Consider the following 20,286-nt stretch of genomic DNA (forward strand, 5'->3'; position numbering starts at 1 on the left):
ACCGCCAACCGCCAACCGCCAACCGCCAACCGCCAACCGCCAACCGCCAACCGCCGACCGCCAACCGCCAACCGTCAATCAACTCGCCGACCATCCCCAGCCGACCGACGCGACGAGTGATCGAGCGACCGCCCCGCGCATCGACATCCCCAACGCGAACGCCCGCGCGTTACCCGCCGTTCCTGGCCGTCCCCCGCTCGAGGAGCCGCGAGGCGAGAAACCGGTGCTCGGCGGAGAAGAGCCGCCGGTAAGTGCACAGCACCGCGCCGACGGTGCCGAGCGCGGACGCCGCCGCGATCAGGAACATGATGACGATCTGATAGCGGACCGCTTGCAGCGGCGACTGTCCGGCGAGCACCTGGCCCGTCATCATTCCCGGCAGGCTCACGACGCCGACGACGACCATCTGGTTCAGCGTCGGCAGCATGCCGGCGCGCACCGCCTGCCGCGCGGCGTCCTGCGCGGCCTCCCAGCGCGTCGCGCCGAGCGCGAGCGCCGTCTCGACGCGGTCGCGCCGCGCGGTCAATTCCTCCATCATCCGCTCGATGCCGAGCGACACGCCCGTCAGCGTATTGCCGAGAATCATCCCGAGAATCGGGATCGCATATTGCGGCTCGTACCACGGATGGATGCGGATCACGACGAACAGTCCGATCGCCGCGACGAACCAGCTGCTCGCCCAGATCGACAGGACGCTGTCGGCGCGCTGCCCCGCGTAGGTCCGCTTGCCGCGCGCGGCGCCCGCGAAGCCCGCGATCAGCGTCATCAGCGCGACGAGCGGCAGCACGACGTTCCAGCGCGGATGGCCGAACACCCAGCCGAGTACGTAGCCGATCGCGAGCAGTTGGACGACGGTGCGCGCGGCGGCCCATGCGAGCTTGCGGCCGAGGCCGAGCGACAGCGCGGCCGAGATCGCGCCGTTGATCGCGACGAGCGCTGCCGCGATCCCGACGTCGACGAGGCTCAGATCCTGCAGCGGCGCGTTCATCGGGCACCCTCCGTCGCGGCGGCGCCGAGCACGCCGGCGTGCATCGTCAGGCACCGCCTGCCGACGCGCGCCGCCTGCGCCGGATCGTGCGAGATCCACAGCGACGAGCGCGCATGCGGCGCCGCGTCGAACCACGCGGACACGAGCGCCTCGATTGCGCGGGTCGAATCGGGGTCGAGTGCGGAAGTCGGCTCGTCGAGCAGCAGCACGTCCGGATCGAGCTGCAAGACGCGCAGCAGCGCGGCGATCTGCGCCTCGCCGCCCGACAATTCGCTTGCGGCCTTGCGTAGAAAATCGTCGCCTCGGCCGGCCTGCGCGGCGAGGCGCGCGACGCGGGCGCGATCGAAGCGCGCATCGCGGTAGACGGCGAGCGAGTAAGGGTAGCGCAGCAGATCCTCGACGGTGCCGTCGGCCGTCGCCGGGCGTTGCCGAACGTACGCGACGCTGCGCCGGTAGCGCGGAATCGCCGCGCGCGCGACGCGCTTGCCGCACCAGAGCAGCTCGCCGCCGTCGAGCGGATCGAGGAGGGCCAGCGCGCGCAGGAACACGCTCTTGCCCGAGCCCGACGGGCCGGTGAGCGCGATCCGCTCGCCCGGCGCGAGCACGAAATCGGTCGGGGCCAGGAGCGTTTTGCCGCTCGCCGCGTCGCGGCGGGCGATCCGCCGGGCTTCGATCAGGACATCGGCTGTCATAAATGCAAAAAACGCAAAAAACGGTAAATTGGGGACGGTGGCGCGATATCGTGCGCCATAATAACCGTGAGTGGCAGCGTCGCGCACGCTGCGCGGCGTTGCCGGTTCAGGAAGAACAACGACGGAATCTGGCATGACGCTCACCCGTACCCTCGTCAAAACCGCGGCGTGGATCGTCGGCATCTTCGCGGTGCTCACCGCAGCGCTCGGCGTGTTCGTTTTCACGTTCGACTGGAATCGCGCGAAACCTTGGATCAACGAGCAGGCGAGCGCGTCGATCGGCCGCCCGTTCGAGATTCGCGGCGACATCAAGGTTGGCTGGCGGCGCCCGGACGGCGAGGCCGGCTGGCGCGCGTGGGTGCCGTGGCCGGTGTTCTCGGCGAGCCAGGTCGTCATCGGCAATCCGGCCTGGGCGAAGGCCCCCAATTTCGCGACGCTCGACGAAGCGCGCTTCGAGCTCGCGGTGCTGCCGCTCCTCGCACACGAAGTCGTGATTCCGTCGATCGAGCTCGTCAATCCGGCGCTCGACGTCGAGCGCCTCGCCGACGGCCGCAATAACTGGACGTTCGAATTCAAGAAGTCTTCCGGCCCGTCGCCGTGGAAGGTGCAATTGCGCGACTTCGGCTTCGCGAAGGGCACGGTCGCGTATCGCGACGCGATCACGAAAGCCGATCTGACCGTCGCGATCGACACGCTCGGCCAGCCGATCCCGCTCGGCGACGTGCTCGCGCAGCAGGAGCAGACGTCGCGGGCGGCGTCCGCGCAGCGAGTCGGCAAGAAGGGCGCGGCGCAGCTGACCGCGAAGGCGAAGGCCGAGATCGCGTCCGAGGCTTCGGCTGCATCGGCGGCATCGGTCGCGGCGGCGTCCGGAGCAGGCGGCGCGGCCGCGGCGAGCGGCGCGTCGGGCGCGAATGCCGCGGCGTCGGGCGGTAGCGCTGCCGCCGTCGGACGGTCGGCGCAGGGGGCGGAGCAGGCCAACGCGGCGGGCAAGCGCGTTCCGACGGCCGCATCCGGTTCGTCGAAGGCCGCCGCATCGTCCGGCTCGAGCGCCGCGGGCCGGACGTCCGCGCCGGGCGCGGGCGCATCGTCGACGTCGGCTGGCTCGTCCGCGTCGGCCGTCTCGGCGAGCGCGGCCGCTTCGGGGGCAAACGATGCGGCAAGCGGCGGCGCAAGCCGCGCGAGCGCGGCATCGGCCGCGGCCGCGGCGAAGCCGGCCGGCCCGACCTACGCGTTCGGCCTGACCGTCAAGGGCCGCTACAAGGGCGTGCCGATCGACGGCACGGGCAAGATGGGCGGCGTGCTCGCGCTTCAGGACGCGTCGCGGCCGTTCCCGTTGCAGGCCGACGTGAAGGCGGGCGACACGCGGCTCGCGATCGTCGGCACGCTCACCGATCCCGTCCATCTCGCGGCGGTCGACCTGCGCCTGTGGCTGCAAGGCTCGAGCATGTCGCATCTGTATGCGCTCACGGGCGTGACCTTGCCCGACACGCCGCCGTACGCGACCGAAGGGCGGCTTCTCGGCAATTTCAAGCGGCGCGCGAGCACGTTCCGCTACGAGAACTTCAACGGCCGCGTCGGCGGCAGCGATCTGCGCGGCACGCTTGCGTACCAGCAGCGCGAGCCGCGGCCGCTGCTGTCGGGCGAGCTCGTGTCGAACCTGCTGCAGTTCTCCGACCTCGCGCCGATCGTCGGCGCCGACACGGCCGCGAGCAAGGCGCAGCGCGGCGACACGACGAAGCAGCCGCCCGGCCGCGTGCTGCCCGTCGAGACGTTCCGCACCGACCGCTGGCGCGCGCTCGACGCCGACGTCAAGTTCACGGGCCGCAAGCTGATCAAGGGCGCTGCGCTGCCGATCACCGATCTGTACACGCACATCGTGATGACGGACGGGGTGCTGTCGCTCGAGCCGCTGAAGTTCGGCGTCGCGGGCGGCTCGCTCGCGACCACCGCGCGTCTCGACGGCAGCGCCGCGCCGCTCAAGGGCCGCTTTGCGGTCGCCGCGCGACATCTGAAACTCAGGCAGCTGTTCCCGACGCAGAAGGTCATGCAGTCCGCGCTCGGCGAGATCAACGGCGATGCGGCGCTGTCCGCGACCGGCAACTCGCCCGCCGCGCTCGCGGCGACGTCGAACGGCGAAGTGAAGATGATCATGACCAACGGCGCGATCAGCAGGCTGCTGATGGAAGCCGCGGGCCTGAACGTCGCCAACGTCCTCTACGAGAAGATGTTCGGCGGCCACGACGTGAAGATCAATTGCGCGGCCATTGATTTCGTGGCGACCAACGGCTTGCTCGACACGAAGCTGTTTGCGTTCGACACCGACGACGCGCTGATCAACATCGACGGCCCGATCGACTTGCGCAACGAGTCGATGAACCTGAAGGTCCACCCGCATACGAAGGGGTTCCGCGTGTTTTCGCTGCGCTCGCCGCTGTACGTGAAGGGGACGTTCAAGAATCCGGACGTCGGCGTCGATGCGGGCGCGCTTGCGCTGCGCGCGGGCGCGATGGTCGGCCTCGGGCTGCTGAATCCGCTCGCGGCGCTGATCCCGCTGATCGCGCCGAGCAACAACAGGGACGTGCCGTGCTCGGAGCTGTTTGCGCAATTGAAGGCGCCGCAAAAGGCGGCGAGCGCCGGCAAGTGACGGCGGCGCGTGCGGGCCGGATCGACGCGATCGATGCGATCGATGAGATCGACGAGATCGACGAGATCGACGAGATCGACGAGATCGACGAGATCGATGAGATCGATGAGATCGATGAGATCGATGAGATCGATGAGATCGATGAGATCGATGAGATCGATGAGATCGATGAGATCGATGAGATCGATGAGATCGATGAGATCGGCGCGCGGGCGCTTCATCGCTGTCGACGCAGCGGCGTGGCGCGAACGCCCGCATGACGGATCTCGCGCGCTCGATAAGCCGCGGGTGAAGGGGCTCCGCTGCCGCCGGGGTGGCGGTCGTGGCGGCCCGGCAGGCCGGACGGGGCTCGCTGGGCCGGCATGACGCGCAATCCAACTGGCTTTGCGTCACGAGGCTTTCTCCCCGGAGGACATGGCCGTGCCGCGAGCGCGGCGGGCCGGCGATTCGACGCCAATTTTCATGTCGGCCGCCGAAGGAAAAGCGGGCGTATCGCACGCCCGTTTTCGGGGCAAGAAGGACACGCGGCCCTGCGATTCACCGACTCCTGTTAAAATGCCCGGTTTTCCGTCGATCTATCTCTTAACGGGATCTGCCGTGCTTTCTACCGCCAACATCACGATGCAATTCGGGCCCAAGCCCCTGTTCGAGAACATCTCGGTCAAGTTCGGGGAGGGCAACCGCTACGGCCTCATCGGGGCGAACGGCTGCGGCAAGTCGACCTTCATGAAGATCCTGGGCGGCGATCTCGAGCCGTCCGCGGGCAACGTCGCGCTGGAGCCGAACGTTCGTCTCGGCAAGCTGCGCCAGGACCAGTTCGCGTACGAGGACGTGCGCGTGCTCGACGTCGTGATGATGGGCCACACGGAGATGTGGGCCGCGATGACCGAGCGCGATGCGATCTACGCGAACCCCGAGGCGACCGACGACGACTACATGCACGCGGCCGAGCTCGAGGCGAAGTTCGCCGAGTACGGCGGCTACGACGCCGAGGCGCGCGCGGGCGCGCTGCTGCTCGGCATCGGCATCGAGGAGAAATTCCACAGCGGTCCGATGCGCGACGTCGCGCCGGGCTGGAAGCTGCGCGTGCTGCTCGCGCAGGCGCTGTTCTCGAATCCGGACGTGCTGCTGCTCGACGAGCCGACCAACAACCTCGACATCAACTCGATCCGCTGGCTCGAAGACACGCTCAACAACTACGATTCGACGATGATCATCATCTCGCATGATCGTCACTTCCTGAACTCGGTGTGCACGCACATGGCCGACATGGACTACGGCACGCTGAAGGTGTGGCCGGGCAACTACGACGACTACATGCTCGCGTCCGCGCAGGCGCGCGAGCGCCAGGCCGCCGCGAACGCGCGCGCGAAGGAGCGCGTGGCAGAGCTGCAGGACTTCGTGCGCCGCTTCTCGGCGAACAAGTCGAAGGCCCGCCAGGCGACGAGCCGCGCGAAGCAGATCGACAAGATCAAGATCGAGGAATTCAAGCCTTCTTCGCGGCAGAACCCATTCATCCGTTTCGAATTCGAGAAGAAGCTGCACAACATCGCGGTGGTCGCGGATTCGATCACGAAGCGGTACGAGCGTACGATCTTCGAGCACTTCAACCTGTCGGTGCAGCCGGGCGAGCGCATCGCGATCATCGGCGAGAACGGCGCGGGCAAGACGACGCTGCTGCGCGCGCTCGTCGGCAATCTCGCGCTCGATCACGGCACGGTGAAGTGGGCCGAGAACGCGAACGTCGGCTACATGCCGCAGGACACCTACGAGGAGTTCCCGAACGACGTCACGCTGATGGACTGGATCGACCAGTACCGCAAGGACGGCGACGACGAGACGATGGTGCGCGGCACGCTCGGCCGCCTGCTGTTCTCGGCGGACGACATCAAGAAATCGGTGAAGGTGCTGTCGGGCGGCGAGAAGGGCCGCATGATCTGGGGCAAGCTGATGCTCGGCCGCCACAACGTGCTCTTGATGGACGAGCCGACGAACCACATGGACATGGAGTCGATCGAGTCGCTGCAGATCGCGCTCGAGAAGTTCGAAGGCACGCTGATCTTCGTGTCGCACGACCGCGAATTCGTGAGCGGCCTCGCGAACCGGATCATCGAAGTGACGACGGACGGCAAGCTCGTCGACTTCGGCGGGAATTACGAGGATTTCCTCGGGAGCAAGGGTGTGCAGTAATAGCGTCCGCATGCCGGAGCGACAAGCCCGCTTCCTCGGAAGCGGGCTTTTTTCTTTGCGCGACCGGCGTTGCCGGCCGTCGCCGATGCCGGTCAGAACCGACGCCCGTCAGAACCGATGCCGCATGCCGAGATTGACGATGCTTTGCGTGTCGGTGCCGCCGTGTCCGTACGAGCCGATCGACGCCTGCGCGCGCTGCGTGCCGCCGTCGAGGGTGCGTTGCGTGCCCGTCGCGCGTTGCCACGCGCAGACGAGATACAGATCGGTTCGCTTGGGCAGGACGTAATCGGCGCCCGCCGACACCGGGTGATAGGCCGCGCTCGCATCGCCGCGCGCCTTCGTGTAGCGGTATCCGATGCCGACGAGCAGCGCCTGCGTCGCCTGATAGTTCGCGAATCCGCGCCCGGTGTCGTAACGTTGGGTCGTGCGGAACGTCGAGAGCGCATCGGGCTTGTGGCGTGCATTGCTGTAATCGACGCCGGCCGTGAACGGCCCGAAGCGTATTGCACGGCGGCGCGCGCGGTGTCGATCGATTTGGCCGACGCGTACGCGCCGTTGACGAGCGAGCCGTCGAACGTGCCGTCCGACGTGCCGGCCCATGCGTCGCGCGTCCTGCCCGGCGCTGACGCGCTCTGCGCATGGAAATAGCCGCCCGCGACGCTGAGCGGCCCGTTGCCGTACGACAGGCCGGCCGACCAGGTTTGACCCGCGCCCGCCTCGCCGGCGACGCCGCCGAGCGCACACATGCCGACGAACGTGAAGCCCGCGAGCGTGGGCGACGTGTATTTGATCGCATTGCTCGTGCGCGACGACGTATCGTAGTTGTCGACGTCGCCGGGCGTCGCGTAGACACTGCCGAACGAATAGCTGGCGGTGATGGGCCATGCGACGTCGACGAGCGCGTCGTACTGGCGGCCGATCGTGATCGTGCCGAATCGCGCGCTCGCGAGTCCGACGAACGATTGGCGTCCGAACATGCGCCCGTTTTGTCCGAGCGCGCCGGTGTTCGGATTGAAGCCGTTTTCGATCGTGAAGATCGCCTTCAGGCCGCCGCCGAGATCCTCCGCGCCCGTCATCCGCGCGTCATGCGCGAGGGCGTCGATCGCGTCGTCGACGGGTAGAATGTCCGCATTCCACGGAGACAGGAACACCACGATGAAAACCTACGAGCAGTTCTACATCGGCGGCACGTGGCGCCCGAGCGCGGGCAAGGGCGCGATCGACGTGATCGACTCCGGCACGGAGGCCGTGATCGGCCGCATTCCCGAGGGCACGGCGGAGGACGCGAAGGCGGCCGTCGCCGCCGCGCGCGCCGCGTTCGACGGCTGGGCCGCGACGCCGCCCGCCGAGCGCGCCCGCTATCTGCACAAGATCGCCGACAACCTGAAGGCGCGCAGCGAGGAGCTCGCGCAGTCGATCACGGGCGAAGTCGGCATGCCGATCAAGCTGTCGCGCGCGATTCAGGTCGGCGGCCCGGTCTACAACTGGGGCGCGTATGCGAAGCTCGCCGAGACGTTCGCGTTCGAGGAGCAGGTCGGCAATTCGCTTGTCGTGCGGGAGCCCGTCGGCGTCGTCGCGGCGATCACGCCGTGGAATTACCCGCTCAACCAGATCACGCTGAAGGTCGCGGCCGCGCTCGCGGCGGGCTGCACGGTTGCGCTCAAGCCGTCGGAAGTCGCGCCGCTCAATGCGTTCATCCTCGCCGAAGCGATTCACGACGCCGGACTGCCCGCCGGCGTGTTCAACCTCGTGTGCGGTTACGGTCCCGTCGTCGGCGAAGCGCTCGCGAGCGACGCCGGCGTAGACATGGTGTCGTTCACCGGCTCGACGCGCGCGGGCAAGCGCGTCGCCGAGCTCGCCGCGGCCGGCGTGAAGCGCGTCGCGCTCGAGCTGGGCGGCAAGTCGGCGTCGGTGATTCTCGACGACGCCGATTTCGCGGCCGCGGTGAAGGGCACGGTGTCCGCGTGCTATCTGAACGCGGGCCAGACGTGCTCCGCGCACACGCGAATGCTCGTGCCGGAATCGCGTTACGAGGAGGCGCGCGATCTCGCGAAGGCCGCGGCGGAAACCTACGTGGCGGGCGATCCGCGCGCCGACGCGACGCGCCTCGGCGCGCTCGCGTCGGCGGTTCAGCAAGAGCGCGTGCAGGATTACATCCGGCGCGGCATCGACGAAGGCGCGGAGCTTGTCACGGGCGGCCTCGGCCTGCCGGAGGGAATCGCGCGCGGCTTCTTCGTGAAGCCGACCGTGTTCGGCCGCGTGAAGCCCGATGCGACGATCGCGCAGGAAGAGATCTTCGGCCCCGTGCTGTCGATCATCACCTATCGCGACGACGACGACGCGGTGCGGATCGCGAACGATTCGCCGTACGGCCTCGGCGGCGCGGTGTGGTCGGGCAGCGACGAGCGCGCGTTGCGCGTCGCGCGCCGCATTCGCACGGGCCAGATCGACATCAACGGCGGCGCATGGAACATGGCCGCGCCGTTCGGCGGTTTCAAACAGTCGGGGATCGGCCGCGAGAACGGCGTGTACGGGCTCGAGGAATATCTCGAATACAAATCGATGCAGCTGCGTCCGAATAAGAACGCGTGACGGACGCATAAGCACGCATCGAGCGCACCTCTTTTTGTGACGACACGGCATGCGTCCGCGCGGACGCATGCCGTTTTTCTTGACGACGGTCAAGGCGCTTCGTCGGCAATCGCCGATCATCGAGCTCTTTCTGCCGTATCGAGAGGTTGCGATGACCGGTCCCATTCCTTTTCCGCCGCTCAGGATTCGCGGCCGTTCGCTGTTGCCCATCGTGCAGGGCGGGATGGGCGTCGGCATTTCCGCCCATCGGCTCGCCGGAAGCGTCGCGCGCGAAGGCGCGCTCGGCACGATCGCGAGCATCGACTTGCGCCATCACCATACCGATCTGATCGAGCGCTGCCGGCTGCATCCTGATCGCGAGACGATGGAGGCCGCCAATCTCGAAGCGCTCGCGCGCGAGATCCAGCGCGCGAAGACGTGGAGCGAAGGGCGCGGCATGATCGCGGTCAACGTGATGAAGGCGGTGCGCTCGCATGCGGACTACGTGCGCATCGCGTGCGAATTCGGCGCGGACGCGATCGTGATGGGCGCCGGGCTGCCGCTCGATCTGCCGGACATGACGCAGGGGCACGACATCGCGCTGATTCCGATTCTGTCGGACAGCCGCGGGATCGCGCTCGTGCTGAAGAAGTGGATGAAGAAGGGGCGCCTGCCCGATGCGATCGTGATCGAGCATCCGGCGCATGCGGGCGGCCATCTCGGCGTGACGAGCCTCGATGACATGAGCGATCCGCGCTTCGAGTTCGCGCGCGTCATCGACGAAACGCGGCAGACGTTCGCGTCGCTCGGTCTCGAGCGCGAGCGCATTGCGCTCATTGTCGCGGGCGGCATCAACAGCCACGAGGCAGTGCGCGCGGCGCTCGCGGAAGGCGCGAACGGCGTGCAGGTGGGCACACCGTTCGCGGTCACGGAGGAGGGCGACGCACATCCGAACTTCAAGCGCGTGCTCGCGAATGCGACGCCGGAGGACATCGTCGAATTCGTGAGCGTGACGGGCCTGCCCGCGCGGGCGGTGAAGACGCCGTGGCTCGAGCGCTATCTGCGGCACGAGGCGCGCATCCGCGCGAAGATCGGTGCGCTCAAGCAGCGCTGCCCTTCCGCGCTCGAATGCCTGAGCGTGTGCGGATTGCGCGACGGCATCGAGCGCTTCGGCCACTTCTGCATCGATACGCGTCTTGCCGCCGCATTGCGCGGCGACGTCGCGAATGGGCTCTTCTTCCGCGGTCGCGAGTCGCTGCCGTTCGGGCAGGCGATTCGCAGCGTGCGCGACCTGCTCGAGTTGCTGCTCACGGGCACTGCGCCGGAACCTGCGACAAACCGCCCCACTTTCTCGCTGGCGTGACACTTGATGTCGGTCAATATAAGTGGGGAACCATCCCCTGAGAATGAGGCCTGTTCTTAGGGGGTCCTTATCATGCGTCGTCAAACACTTCGTACTTGCACTACCGCCATCGCCTGCGCAGCCGGCCTTGCGATGATTCCGTCGCTGTCGCATGCGGCTTCGCCCGGGGAGGGCATCAATCAAGGCGATATCATCGCGCGCGTTCGCGGGATCAGCATCATGCCGGACGAGCGCACGAGCAATACGTTGTCGGCGCTGAACGTGGGCGTGAACAATGCGATCGTCCCCGAACTCGACTTCACTTACATGATTCGCGATTACCTGGGCGTCGAGCTGATTCTCGGCACGTCGCGGCATCAGCTCACGTCGTCGCTCGGCGATCTCGGCGGCGTCGGCGTGCTGCCGCCGACGCTCTTGCTGCAGTACCACTTCAACCACGCCGGCAAGGTGCGTCCGTATGTCGGCGCGGGCATCAACTACACGCTGTTCTACAACAACGGGTTGCACGCGGGCGGCGAGGGAATCGGGATCAACAATCACAGCTTCGGTCCCGCGCTGCAGTTCGGCGTCGACGTTCAGGTGACGAAGAAGGTGTTCGTCAACGTCGACGTGAAGAAGATCTGGATGCACACCGACGCGACGCTCGGCGGCCAGCCGCTCGGCCGGCTGAACATCGATCCGCTCGTCGTGGGCGTCGGCGTCGGCATGAAGTTCTAAGTATCGAAAGAATCGAAAAGTGTTGGGGTTGGCGGCACGGCTTCTTGCGTGCCGTCCTTTTTTTGTGTCGATTCGTTTCGGTATGCTGATCGAATGTGTTTGCGCCGCATGTGCGGCGCGGCGTGTGCCTATAGCTTGTCGTACTGGAAGCGCATGGCGGTGCCTTCGCGCGTGATGCGCTCCCAGACCGCCTGTTTCTCGGCTTCGGTCATGAACACCCAGTTCGAGACTTCGAGCGCCGTGCGTCCGCAGCCTTTGCAGACTTCGTCGAAGAGCGTCGAGCAGACGCCGATGCAGGGGCTGTCGGGTTTGTCGTGAAGATTCGAGGCCATCGGAGCGTTGAATTCGGTGATCGCCGCGCGAGCGGCAAGCCGCTATGTTAAAGCATGTGCGCGAAACGTCCGCCGAAGCCGATCCGGGCGGGGCAGGCCCGCGGCCAGACCGAAACGTCCAGCCGATTTCGCCGCGACTTTCGAATCGAGCAACCGAACGCCCCATCGAAGAAGTGCCGCCGGCGGCATGCGAATCGGGCCGAGTCCGAGCGGTGCGAGTCGAGCCGATTTCGCCCGCTCACGCCGCGGCGACGATCTGCCAGACGAGCGCGCCGTTCAGCAACAGGATCACGGCGGCGCACGCCCATGCGGCCGCGAGCGGCAGGCCGCGGACCCGCCAGCCGCCCATCAGCTCGCGGCTCGATGCGAACACGACGAGCGGAACCATCGCGAGCGGCAACTGCAGGCTCAGCACCACCTGGCTCGCGACGAGCAACTGATTCGATCCGTGCTGCCCGAAGAGGCCGACTGCGGCGAGCGCGGGCCCGATCGCGAGCGCGCGGGTGAGGAGCGCGCGTTGCCAGCGCGGCAGCGTGAGCTTCAGGAAGCCTTCCATGACCGCCTGGCCGGCGAGCGTGCCCGTCACCGTCGCCGACAGGCCGCACGCGAGCAACGCGGCGGCGAACAACAGGCCCGCCCAGCGGTTGCCGACGAGCGGCTCGATGAGCCGGTGCGCGTCGGCGAGATCGGTGACGTCGCCGTGGCCGCTTGCGTGGAACACGGCCGCCGCGACGATGAGAAGCGCCGCATTGATCACGAACGCGAAACCGAGCGACACGAACGTGTCGAGATTGACGCCGAACAGCGCGCGCCGGATCGACTGCTCGTCGCGCTCGGTCGCGTGGTGCTTGACGAGCATCGAGTGCAGATAGAGGTTGTGCGGCATCACGGTCGCGCCGAGGATGCCCGCCGCGAGCCACAGCATGCCGGCGTCGCGCAGCAGCCGCGGCGACGGCGCGGTACCCGCGAGCGCCGCTCGCCAGTCGGGCCGCGCGAGCGCGACCTCGATCACGAAGCAGAGGCCGACGAAGAGGATGAGCGACGCGATCGCCGCCTCGAGCGAGCGCCGGCCGCGCCGCTCGAGCGCGAGCATCGCGAGCGTGCCGACCGCCGACATCAGCACGCCCGCGGTCAGCGACACGCCGAAGAGCATCTGCAGCGCGACCGCCGCGCCGACGACCTCGGCGACGTCGCACGCGATGATCGCGATTTCGGCGGCGATCCATAGCAGCACGGTCACGCGCGGATCGAAGCGCTCGCGGCAGAGCTGCGCGAGATCGCGCCCGGACACGACGCCGATCCGGGCGGCGAGCCATTGCAGCAGCATCGCCATCAGGCTCGCGGCGACAACGACGCCGAGAAGCGCGTAGCCGTACCCCGCGCCGCCCGCGAGCGCGGTCGCCCAGTTGCCGGGGTCCATGTAGCCGACGGCGACGAGCACGCCCGCGCCGACGAACGTGGCCCAGCGGCGGCCGCCGCCCGGCCCGCCGGCGGAGGGACGGCGCGACGACGTGCGGCGGGCGGCGAGCGGATGACTGTTCATGTTGGCGGTCCGACGAACGGTTCGCCGCGTGCGGCTTAGCGCGGGCGCGGCGTTCGAACGGGCGGGCGGCCCGTCCTTCTATTCGGAACGACGAACGGGCGCCGCCTGAATTTAGGGTAGGTGATCCGTTCGGCGCGCGCGGGCCATTTTTCAGGATGGACACGCGCCGATAACCCGATAAAATTGCGCCCACCTGCTGCGTCGCGGTGCCCCGCCGTGCAATCGAAAAGTGCAAATGTGTTCCGTTTGTACGACAAGGGCGGGAAACTTTTGTGGCAGGGGCGGATTAGTGGTAGCTTTCGGGGTTTTCAAGGGGCGGCGCGAAACGGCGCGCCGCGACGGCGAGGCTGACGGCGATCGAATCGGTTCGATCAGGGAGATACGGGATGAAGGCAAAGGTGGCGGGCCGGTTGACGGCACTTGCGCTCTGCGCGGGCGCATCGGTGGCGGCGGCGAAGGATGCGCAGCTCAACGTCTATAACTGGTCGGACTACATTGCGAAGGACACGATCCCGAACTTCGAGAAGCAGACGGGCGTCAAGGTCCGCTATGACAACTACGACAGCGACGACACGCTGCAGGCGAAGCTCCTGACCGGCAACTCGGGCTACGACATCGTCGTGCCGACGAGCAACTACGCGGGCAAGCAGATCCAGGCCGGCATCTTCGCGCCGCTCGACAAATCGAAGCTGCCGAACCTCAAGTATCTTGATCCGCAACTGATGGCGCTCGTCGCGGGCGCCGATCCGGGCAACAAGTACGTGGTGCCCTGGGCGTACGGCACGACGGGCCTCGGCTACAACGTCGACAAGGCGCAGAAGATCCTCGGCAAGGTGCCGCTCGACAACTGGGACATCCTGTTCAAGCCGGAGAACCTCTCGAAGCTGAAGGCGTGCGGCGTGTCGGTGCTCGACGCGCCCGACCAGATGTTCGCGGCGACGCTCCACTACATCGGCAAAGATCCGATGAGCACGAACCCGGCCGACTACCAGGCCGCGATGCAGGTGCTCAAGAAGATCCGCCCGTACATCACGCAATTCAACTCGTCGGGCTACATCAACGACATGGTCGGCGGCGACATCTGCTTCGCGTTCGGCTGGTCGGGCGACGTCGTGATCGCGAAGCACCGCGCGCTCGAGGCGAAGAAGCCGTACAAGGTCGAGTACTACGTGCCGAAGGGCGGCGCGCCCGTGTGGTTCGACGTGATGGCGATCCCGAAGGACGCGAAGAACAAGGACGCCGCACTGCAATGGATCAACTACATCGAAGATCCGAAGGTTCACGCGGCGATCACGAACGCGGTCTACTACCCGAGCGCGAACGCGGAAGCGCGCAAGTACGTGCGTGCGGACGTCGCGAACGATCCGGCCGTCTACCCGCATCCGGACGTCGTGAAGACGCTGTTCCTGCTCAAGCCGCTGCCGCCTGAGATCCAGCGCCTGCAAACGCGTCTGTGGACCGAGCTGAAATCGGGACGCTGACGCGAAACGCGCCGTATCGCAGCAACCCTTGAGAAGCCCCTGGTACCCCCGGGGGCTTTGTTCGTCAAACGTAGGAGCACAGCAGCACATCATGAATAGTCAGTCGGGCGCGGCGGTGGCGGGCGCGCCGTCCTATGGGCCGCAGACGGGCGCCGACGAGCGCGCCGAAAACTTTGTCCAGATCATCGACGTCGTCAAGAAGTTCGGCGAGACCTTCGCGGTGCGCAACGTCGAGCTGACCGTGCGAAAGGGCGAGCTGTTCGCGCTCCTCGGCAGCTCCGGGTGCGGCAAGTCCACGCTGCTGCGGATGCTCGCCGGCCTCGAGACGATCACGTCGGGCAAGATCCTGATCGACGGCGAGGACCTCGCGCAGATGCCGCCGTACAAGCGGCCCGTGAACATGATGTTCCAGTCGTACGCGCTGTTCCCGCACATGACGGTCGAGGCGAACGTCGCGTTCGGCCTCAAGCAGGAAGGCGTGCCGAAGGCCGAGCTGAAGGAGCGCGTGCGCGACGCTCTCGAGCTCGTGCAGATGGCCCGCTACGCGAGCCGCAAGCCGCACCAGCTCTCGGGCGGCCAGCAGCAGCGGGCCGCGCTCGCGCGCTCGCTCGTCAAGCGGCCGAAGCTGCTCCTGCTCGACGAGCCGATGTCGGCGCTCGACAAGCAGATCCGTCAGCGCACGCAGATCGAGCTCGTCAACATTCTCGAGAAGGTCGGCGTCACCTGCATCATGGTCACGCACGACCAGGAAGAGGCGATGACGATGGCGAGCCGCCTAGCCGTGATGAGCGAAGGCCAGATCGTGCAGATCGGCACGCCGCACGAAGTCTACGAGTATCCGAACTGCCGCTTCTCCGCCGAGTTCATCGGCTCGACGAACCTGTTCGAGGGCGTGACCGTCGAGGACGAGCCCGATCACGTGTTCATCGAATCGCCGGATCTGCCGTGCCGGCTGTACGTGAACCACGGGATCACGGGCCCGCTCGGGATGCCTGTCACGGTGTCGGTGCGCCCGGAGCGGATCGCGCTCACGCGCAAGCCCGCCGACGGCGCGTACAACTGGGGCCACGGCGTCGTCACGAACGTCGCGTACATGGGCGGCTATTCGCTGTATCACGTGAAGCTCGATTCCGGGAAGACGGTGATCGCAAACGTGTCGAGCCTCGCGATCGCCGATCTCGATTCGCCCGCGTACGGCGACGAAATCTACGTGCGCTGGAGCGCCGCCGCCGGCGTGGTGCTGACGTCATGAACGCGCTTTCGTCCCTGCTTGCGTGGCCGGTCAGGAAGTTCGGCCTGACGGGCAGAACGGCCGTGATCGCGGGCCCGTTCTTCTGGCTCGTGCTGTTTTTCCTCGTGCCGTTCATCCTCGTCGTGAAGATCAGCTTCGCGGAGCTGCGGCTCGGCATTCCGCCGTACACGGAGCTGACGTCGCTCGCGGACGGCGTGCTCGGCATCAAGCTGAACCTGCAGCACTACGCGTTCCTCTTCAGCGACAGCCTGTATTTCGCGACCTACGTGAATTCGGTCGTCGTCGCGGCGGTCACGACGCTGCTGTGCCTGCTGATCGGCTATCCGATGGCGTACTACATCGCGCGCTCGAATCCGGGCACGCGCAACATCCTGATGATGGCGGTGATGCTGCCGTTCTGGACGTCGTTCCTGATCCGCGTGTACGCATGGATCGGCATCCTGAAGAACAACGGGCTGCTCAACAACTTTCTGATGTGGACGGGCCTCATCAGCACGCCGATCGAGCTGTACCGCACGAACGTCGGCGTCTACATCGGGATGGTTTATTCGTACCTGCCGTTCCTCGTGATGCCGCTCTACGCGCACCTCGTGAAGATGGACTTGCGCCTGCTCGAAGCCGCGTACGATCTCGGCGCGAAGCCGTGGAAGGCGTTCGTGCAGATCACGCTGCCGCTGTCGAGGAACGGGATCATCGCGGGCTGCCTGCTCGTGTTCATTCCCGCCGTCGGCGAATACGTGATTCCGGAGCTGCTCGGCGGCGCGAACACGCTGATGATCGGTCGCGTGATGTGGAACGAGTTTTTCAACAACGCGGACTGGCCGATGGCGTCGGCCGTGACGTGCGCGATGGTGCTGCTGCTGCTCGTGCCGATGGCGATGTTCCAGTACTTCCAGGCGAAGGAGCAGGAGGGCCGCCGCCGATGAAGCCGAATCGCTATTTGCAGGTGCTGATGCTTGCCATCGGTTTCGGCTTCCTGTACATCCCGATCGCGAGCCTCGTCGTCTATTCGTTCAACGAGTCGAAGCTCGTCACCGTCTGGTCAGGCTTCTCGACGCGCTGGTACACGGCGCTCCTCGAGGACGACGAGCTCATCGCGGCCGCGTGGCTGTCGCTGAAGATCGCGGCGATGACCGCGTTCGCTTCGGTGTTCATCGGCACGTGGGCGGGCTTCGTGCTCGCGCGGATGGGCCGCTTTCGCGGCTTCGCGCTGTACAGCGGGATGATCAACGCGCCGCTCGTGATTCCCGAGGTGATCCAGGGCATCTCGCTGCTGCTGTTGTTCATCGAGCTCGGCAAGTGGTTCGGGTGGCCCGCCGGCCGCGGGATGTTCACGATCTGGCTCGGCCACGTGATGCTGTGCATCTCGTATGTCGCGATCATCGTGCAGTCGCGCGTGCGCGAGCTGAACCCGTCGCTCGAGGAGGCCGCGCTCGATCTCGGCGCGACGCCGTTCAGGGTGTTCTTCTCGATCACGCTGCCGCTGATCTCGCAGGCGCTCGTGTCCGGCTGGCTGCTGTCGTTCACGCTGTCGATCGACGACCTGGTGCTGTCCGCGTTCCTGTCGGGCCCCGGCTCGACGACGCTGCCGCTCGTCGTGTTCTCGCGCGTGCGCCTCGGCCTCAACCCCGAGATGAACGCGCTCGCGACGCTGTTCATCGTCGCGGTGACGATCGGCGTCGTGGCCGCGAACTACGTGATGCTGCGCCAGGAACGCAAGCGGATGGCCGAGGCCGCCTGACGCGCCGGCGCGCCCGCTGCGCGGATGCGGCGTGTCGGCGTGCCGCGCGCTGCCCGATGCCGGTGGCGTCGGCCTGACGGCGGTCCGGGAAGATGCCTGCGGAAAGGTCCTGAGAAAGTGCCCGTGCGGTGAATGCCGCACGGGCTTTTTTGTCTGCGGCGCGAGCCGGCGTGGCCGCTCCTTCGTCGATCGTCGCGGGCGTGCGCCGCGAACGTCCCGCGCCGCGCGCGTTAGGTCGCGCGCGTCAGGCGCCGAGCGCGGCTTTCGCGAAGAGCCGGGCCGCGACGCACATGAGCGCGACGGCGAACCCCATCTGCACATGCCGGGCGGACACGAGGCGCGACACCCAGCGGCCGGCCGCCATGCCGAGCGCGGTCGTCACGGTGAACCACAGCGTGACGTCGAGCGGCGCGGGCGTGCCGCTTGCAATCGTCGCGATCACGCCGCCCGTGCCGACGAGCGCGATCACCATCAGCGACGTCGCGACGATGCCGTGCATCGTCACGTTCGTGAACTTGCGCAGCATCGGCACGATCACGAAGCCGCCGCCGACGCCGAGAAGGCCCGTCATCAGTCCCGTCAGCGCGCCTGTCGACGCGAGCGCGATGCCGGCGGGCCACGACCAGACGAGGCGCCCCGTGCCGGGATCGATGCGGCCGACGCAGAGCGGCGAGCGGCTCTGCGCGCCCGCCGCATGCGCGAGCGCGTGGCGCAGCAGGCGCACCGCGACGGCCAGCATCACGAGCGCGAACAGCGCGAGCAGCACGCGCTGCGGCAGCGCGTGCGCGAGCCGCACGCCGAGCGTCGTCAGCGGCACGCCGGCCGCCGCCATCAGGAGCGCCGCGCGATAGCGGACGAGGCCGCGCCGAAAGCCCTCGAACGCGCCGAGCGCGGCGCTGCCCGCGACCGCGACGAGCGCGACGGGCGTCGCCTGCTGCATCGGCCAGCCCATTCCGACGACGAGCGCCGGCACGGCGAGAATGCCGCCGCCCGCGCCCGTCAGCCCCAGCACCGCGCCGACGATGCTGCCGAGCACCAGAGAAATCAACATGCTGCGTCGTTCCGGTCGATGGTCATCGAAGCGCGGCCGTCAGCCGACGATCTCGGGCTTGGCGAGCCATTCGCGGCCCTTGAGCATTGCCTGCCAGTAGAGGGGCGGCAGCAGCCGCTCCTTGAGCAGCCACGCGAGCCGCGACGGGCGCTTGCCGTCGATGAGCCACGCGGGGAAGGTCGGCGCGAGCTTGCCGCCGTACAGGAACTCGGCGAGCACGATCTTGCCGCGCTCGACCGTGAGCGGGCACGAGCCGTAGCCGTCGTAGGCGGCGTCGCCTTGGGCCTTGCCGAGCGCGGCGAGCACGTTGTGCGCGACGACGGGCGCCTGCTTGCGCGCGGCGGCCGCGGTTTTCGCGTTGGTCGTGTTCGTCACGTCGCCGAGCGCGAATACGTCGGCGTGGCGCTTGTGCCGCAGCGTCGCCGGATCGACGTCGACCCAGCCGGCCGCGTCGGCGAGCGGGCTCGCGCGGACGAAGTCGGGCGCTTTTTGCGGCGGCACGACGTGGATCATGTCGAATTCGCGCGTGACGGCCTCGACGCCGCCTTCCGGCAGCGTGCGCGCGAACGTCGCGAGCTTGCGTGCGCCGTCGATCGCCGTCAGGTTGTGGCCGAAGTTCAGCGCGATATCGTAGCGCTTCACGTATTCCATCAGCGCGGGCACGTAATCGGCGACGCCGAAGAGCGCCGCTCCCGCGTTGAAGAACTCGATGTCGATGCGCTCGAGGCGATGCGTGCGCCGCCAATGGTCGGCCGACAGGTACATCGCCTTTTGCGGCGCGCCCGCGCACTTGATCGGCATCGGCGGCTGCGTGAAGAGCGCGCGGCGGCCGGCGAATTCGCGCACGAGCTGCCACGTGTACGGCGCGAGGTCGTAGCGGTAGTTCGACGTGACGCCGTTCTTGCCGAGCGTCTCGGGCAGGCCGTCGATGCCGTGCCAGTCGAGCTTCAGCCCCGGGCAGACGACGAGCTGCCGGTAGCGCACGCGCCTGCAGCCGTCGAGCACGACCGTATGCGCATCGGGCTCGAACGCGGCGACGGCGGCCTTGATCCAGTGCACGCCGCGCGGCAGCACGGCCGCCATGTCGCGGGCGGTCGTCTGCGGCTGGAACACGCCCGCGCCGACCATCGTCCAGCCGGGCTGGTAGTAGTGCGTGTCGGCCGGATCGATAACGGCGACGTCGAGCGAGGGCTCGCGCGCGAGCAGGCTCGACGCGACCGCGAGCCCCGCCGCGCCCGCGCCGACGATCACGATGTCGTGGCTCGCCTCGACCGTCTGCGTGATCGCGCCCTGGCTGCGCTGCATGATCCGGCGGCCGAGCGCGGCGAGGTCGTAGCCGGCCGCGCGGCCCGCGGCGACGATGTCGTTCAGCGGCCGCAGGCCGGCCTGCGACAGCCCCCAGAGCGTCGCCGAGCGCATCCCGGTGCGGCAGTACGCGAGCACGGGCGCGCCGAGCGTGCCGAGGAGCGCGCCGAACTGTTCGCCCTGCGAATCGGTGACCTTGCCCGAATCGACGGGCAGATAGCGGACCGCGATGCCGAACGGCCTCGCGGCGGCCTCGATCTCGGCGACGGTCGGCTGGTCCGGGCCTTCGCCGTCGGGCCGGTTGCAGATGATCGTGCGAAAACCGGCTTGCGCGATCGCGGGCAGATCGCCGGCGACGAGCTGGGGGGAGACCGACAGCGTGTCGGTCAGCTTGCGGATGTCCATGGTTGGCGTGT

16 protein-coding genes and 1 pseudogene are annotated in these 20,286 nt (G+C 67.6%); 10 read left to right on the top strand and 7 right to left on the bottom strand.

The genetic code is table 11. The features are described 5' to 3' along the window. Positions 1-169: 169 nt before the first annotated feature. Positions 170-988, bottom strand: coding sequence for an ABC transporter permease (locus WS91_RS19515; RefSeq protein ID WP_059670815.1), 819 nt, complete (start codon positions 986-988; stop codon positions 170-172). After that, positions 985-1,680 (bottom strand): ABC transporter ATP-binding protein, encoded by a 696-nt coding sequence (locus WS91_RS19520; RefSeq protein WP_059670816.1) that lies wholly within the window; start codon positions 1,678-1,680, stop codon positions 985-987. The genes WS91_RS19515 and WS91_RS19520 overlap by 4 nt, the downstream gene beginning before the upstream one ends. 133 nt (positions 1,681-1,813) lie before the next feature. Here WS91_RS19520 and WS91_RS19525 point away from each other — a divergent pair, with 133 nt between their 5' ends. The 3 genes from WS91_RS19525 to WS91_RS19535 all read left to right on the top strand — a co-directional run bounded on the left by WS91_RS19525 (position 1,814) and on the right by WS91_RS19535 (position 6,514). Next, positions 1,814-4,324, top strand: a complete 2,511-nt coding sequence (locus WS91_RS19525) for an AsmA family protein (protein WP_059670817.1) — start codon at positions 1,814-1,816, stop codon at positions 4,322-4,324. Then, on the top strand, positions 4,264-4,584 hold the full coding sequence (locus WS91_RS36055) for a hypothetical protein (protein WP_156432400.1): 321 nt from the start codon (positions 4,264-4,266) through the stop codon (positions 4,582-4,584). The genes WS91_RS19525 and WS91_RS36055 overlap by 61 nt, the downstream gene beginning before the upstream one ends. Before the next feature lie 337 nt (positions 4,585-4,921). Further along, on the top strand, positions 4,922-6,514 hold the full coding sequence (locus tag WS91_RS19535; protein ID WP_082758246.1) for an ABC-F family ATPase: 1,593 nt from the start codon (positions 4,922-4,924) through the stop codon (positions 6,512-6,514). Between the two features lie 108 nt (positions 6,515-6,622). Here WS91_RS19535 and WS91_RS19540 read toward each other — a convergent pair. Further along, positions 6,623-7,584, bottom strand: a pseudogene (locus tag WS91_RS19540) (porin); the annotation flags it as partial. A gap of 85 nt (positions 7,585-7,669) precedes the next feature. On the opposite strand from WS91_RS19540, the gene WS91_RS19545 reads away from it, so the two are divergent. From WS91_RS19545 to WS91_RS19555, 3 genes are all read left to right on the top strand, one after another. Further along, on the top strand, positions 7,670-9,106 hold the full coding sequence (locus WS91_RS19545; RefSeq protein ID WP_038753999.1) for an aldehyde dehydrogenase family protein: 1,437 nt from the start codon (positions 7,670-7,672) through the stop codon (positions 9,104-9,106). Between the two features lie 151 nt (positions 9,107-9,257). Then, a complete protein-coding gene (locus WS91_RS19550) occupies positions 9,258-10,448 on the top strand; it encodes an NAD(P)H-dependent flavin oxidoreductase (RefSeq protein ID WP_038754043.1) in 1,191 nt (396 codons plus the stop codon). Positions 10,449-10,520: 72 nt separating this feature from the next. After that, positions 10,521-11,165: an OmpW/AlkL family protein gene (locus WS91_RS19555; protein ID WP_038754002.1), complete on the top strand. Its 645-nt coding sequence runs from the start codon at positions 10,521-10,523 to the stop codon at positions 11,163-11,165. A 128-nt stretch (positions 11,166-11,293) separates the two neighbouring features. On the opposite strand, the gene WS91_RS19560 is transcribed toward WS91_RS19555, so the two are convergent. Together WS91_RS19560 and WS91_RS19565 are read right to left on the bottom strand one after the other, a co-directional pair. Then, entirely contained in the window at positions 11,294-11,497 is a 204-nt protein-coding gene (locus WS91_RS19560) for a DUF1289 domain-containing protein (protein WP_038754004.1), read from the bottom strand. Positions 11,498-11,735: 238 nt separating this feature from the next. Then, positions 11,736-13,040 carry an Nramp family divalent metal transporter gene (locus tag WS91_RS19565; protein ID WP_038754007.1) on the bottom strand — a complete coding sequence of 435 codons (1,305 nt, stop codon included), beginning with the start codon at positions 13,038-13,040 and terminating at the stop codon, positions 11,736-11,738. A gap of 386 nt (positions 13,041-13,426) precedes the next feature. Between WS91_RS19565 and WS91_RS19570 the strand changes: the two genes are divergently transcribed. The 4 genes from WS91_RS19570 to WS91_RS19585 all read left to right on the top strand — a co-directional run bounded on the left by WS91_RS19570 (position 13,427) and on the right by WS91_RS19585 (position 17,514). After that, complete coding sequence (locus tag WS91_RS19570; protein ID WP_038754011.1) at positions 13,427-14,521, top strand: polyamine ABC transporter substrate-binding protein; 1,095 nt, start codon at positions 13,427-13,429, stop codon at positions 14,519-14,521. A 91-nt stretch (positions 14,522-14,612) separates the two neighbouring features. Then, positions 14,613-15,773 (top strand): ABC transporter ATP-binding protein, encoded by a 1,161-nt coding sequence (locus tag WS91_RS19575; RefSeq protein WP_038754014.1) that lies wholly within the window; start codon positions 14,613-14,615, stop codon positions 15,771-15,773. Then, positions 15,770-16,699: an ABC transporter permease subunit gene (locus tag WS91_RS19580; RefSeq protein WP_038754017.1), complete on the top strand. Its 930-nt coding sequence runs from the start codon at positions 15,770-15,772 to the stop codon at positions 16,697-16,699. Before WS91_RS19575 ends, WS91_RS19580 begins: the two co-directional genes overlap by 4 nt. Further along, positions 16,696-17,514 (top strand): ABC transporter permease subunit, encoded by an 819-nt coding sequence (locus WS91_RS19585; RefSeq protein WP_038754020.1) that lies wholly within the window; start codon positions 16,696-16,698, stop codon positions 17,512-17,514. The genes WS91_RS19580 and WS91_RS19585 overlap by 4 nt, the downstream gene beginning before the upstream one ends. Positions 17,515-17,758: 244 nt before the next feature. Here WS91_RS19585 and WS91_RS19590 read toward each other — a convergent pair whose 3' ends face one another. Together WS91_RS19590 and WS91_RS19595 are read right to left on the bottom strand one after the other, a co-directional pair. Continuing rightward, positions 17,759-18,565 carry a sulfite exporter TauE/SafE family protein gene (locus WS91_RS19590; RefSeq protein ID WP_059670820.1) on the bottom strand — a complete coding sequence of 269 codons (807 nt, stop codon included), beginning with the start codon at positions 18,563-18,565 and terminating at the stop codon, positions 17,759-17,761. A gap of 39 nt (positions 18,566-18,604) precedes the next feature. Next, on the bottom strand, positions 18,605-20,275 hold the full coding sequence (locus WS91_RS19595) for a bifunctional protein tyrosine phosphatase family protein/NAD(P)/FAD-dependent oxidoreductase (RefSeq protein ID WP_038754026.1): 1,671 nt from the start codon (positions 20,273-20,275) through the stop codon (positions 18,605-18,607). Positions 20,276-20,286: the final 11 nt, after the last annotated feature.

The sequence above is a fragment of the Burkholderia sp. MSMB1498 genome (assembly GCF_001526245.1).
Lineage (GTDB): Bacteria > Pseudomonadota > Gammaproteobacteria > Burkholderiales > Burkholderiaceae > Burkholderia > Burkholderia savannae.

What these genes read in the sequence shown, in the direction of transcription:
- WS91_RS19515 (WP_059670815.1), bottom strand. Translation starts at nt 988, where the DNA reads ATGAACGCGCCGCTGCAGGATCTGAGCCTCGTCGACGTCGGGATCGCG.
- WS91_RS19585 (WP_038754020.1), top strand. Translation starts at nt 16,696, where the DNA reads ATGAAGCCGAATCGCTATTTGCAGGTGCTGATGCTTGCCATCGGTTTC.
- WS91_RS19560 (WP_038754004.1), bottom strand. Translation starts at nt 11,497, where the DNA reads ATGGCCTCGAATCTTCACGACAAACCCGACAGCCCCTGCATCGGCGTC.
- WS91_RS19575 (WP_038754014.1), top strand. Translation starts at nt 14,613, where the DNA reads ATGAATAGTCAGTCGGGCGCGGCGGTGGCGGGCGCGCCGTCCTATGGG.
- WS91_RS19580 (WP_038754017.1), top strand. Translation starts at nt 15,770, where the DNA reads ATGAACGCGCTTTCGTCCCTGCTTGCGTGGCCGGTCAGGAAGTTCGGC.
- WS91_RS19595 (WP_038754026.1), bottom strand. Translation starts at nt 20,275, where the DNA reads ATGGACATCCGCAAGCTGACCGACACGCTGTCGGTCTCCCCCCAGCTC.
- WS91_RS19565 (WP_038754007.1), bottom strand. Translation starts at nt 13,040, where the DNA reads ATGAACAGTCATCCGCTCGCCGCCCGCCGCACGTCGTCGCGCCGTCCC.
- WS91_RS19555 (WP_038754002.1), top strand. Translation starts at nt 10,521, where the DNA reads ATGCGTCGTCAAACACTTCGTACTTGCACTACCGCCATCGCCTGCGCA.
- WS91_RS19525 (WP_059670817.1), top strand. Translation starts at nt 1,814, where the DNA reads ATGACGCTCACCCGTACCCTCGTCAAAACCGCGGCGTGGATCGTCGGC.
- WS91_RS19520 (WP_059670816.1), bottom strand. Translation starts at nt 1,680, where the DNA reads ATGACAGCCGATGTCCTGATCGAAGCCCGGCGGATCGCCCGCCGCGAC.
- WS91_RS19550 (WP_038754043.1), top strand. Translation starts at nt 9,258, where the DNA reads ATGACCGGTCCCATTCCTTTTCCGCCGCTCAGGATTCGCGGCCGTTCG.
- WS91_RS19590 (WP_059670820.1), bottom strand. Translation starts at nt 18,565, where the DNA reads ATGTTGATTTCTCTGGTGCTCGGCAGCATCGTCGGCGCGGTGCTGGGG.
- WS91_RS19570 (WP_038754011.1), top strand. Translation starts at nt 13,427, where the DNA reads ATGAAGGCAAAGGTGGCGGGCCGGTTGACGGCACTTGCGCTCTGCGCG.
- WS91_RS19545 (WP_038753999.1), top strand. Translation starts at nt 7,670, where the DNA reads ATGAAAACCTACGAGCAGTTCTACATCGGCGGCACGTGGCGCCCGAGC.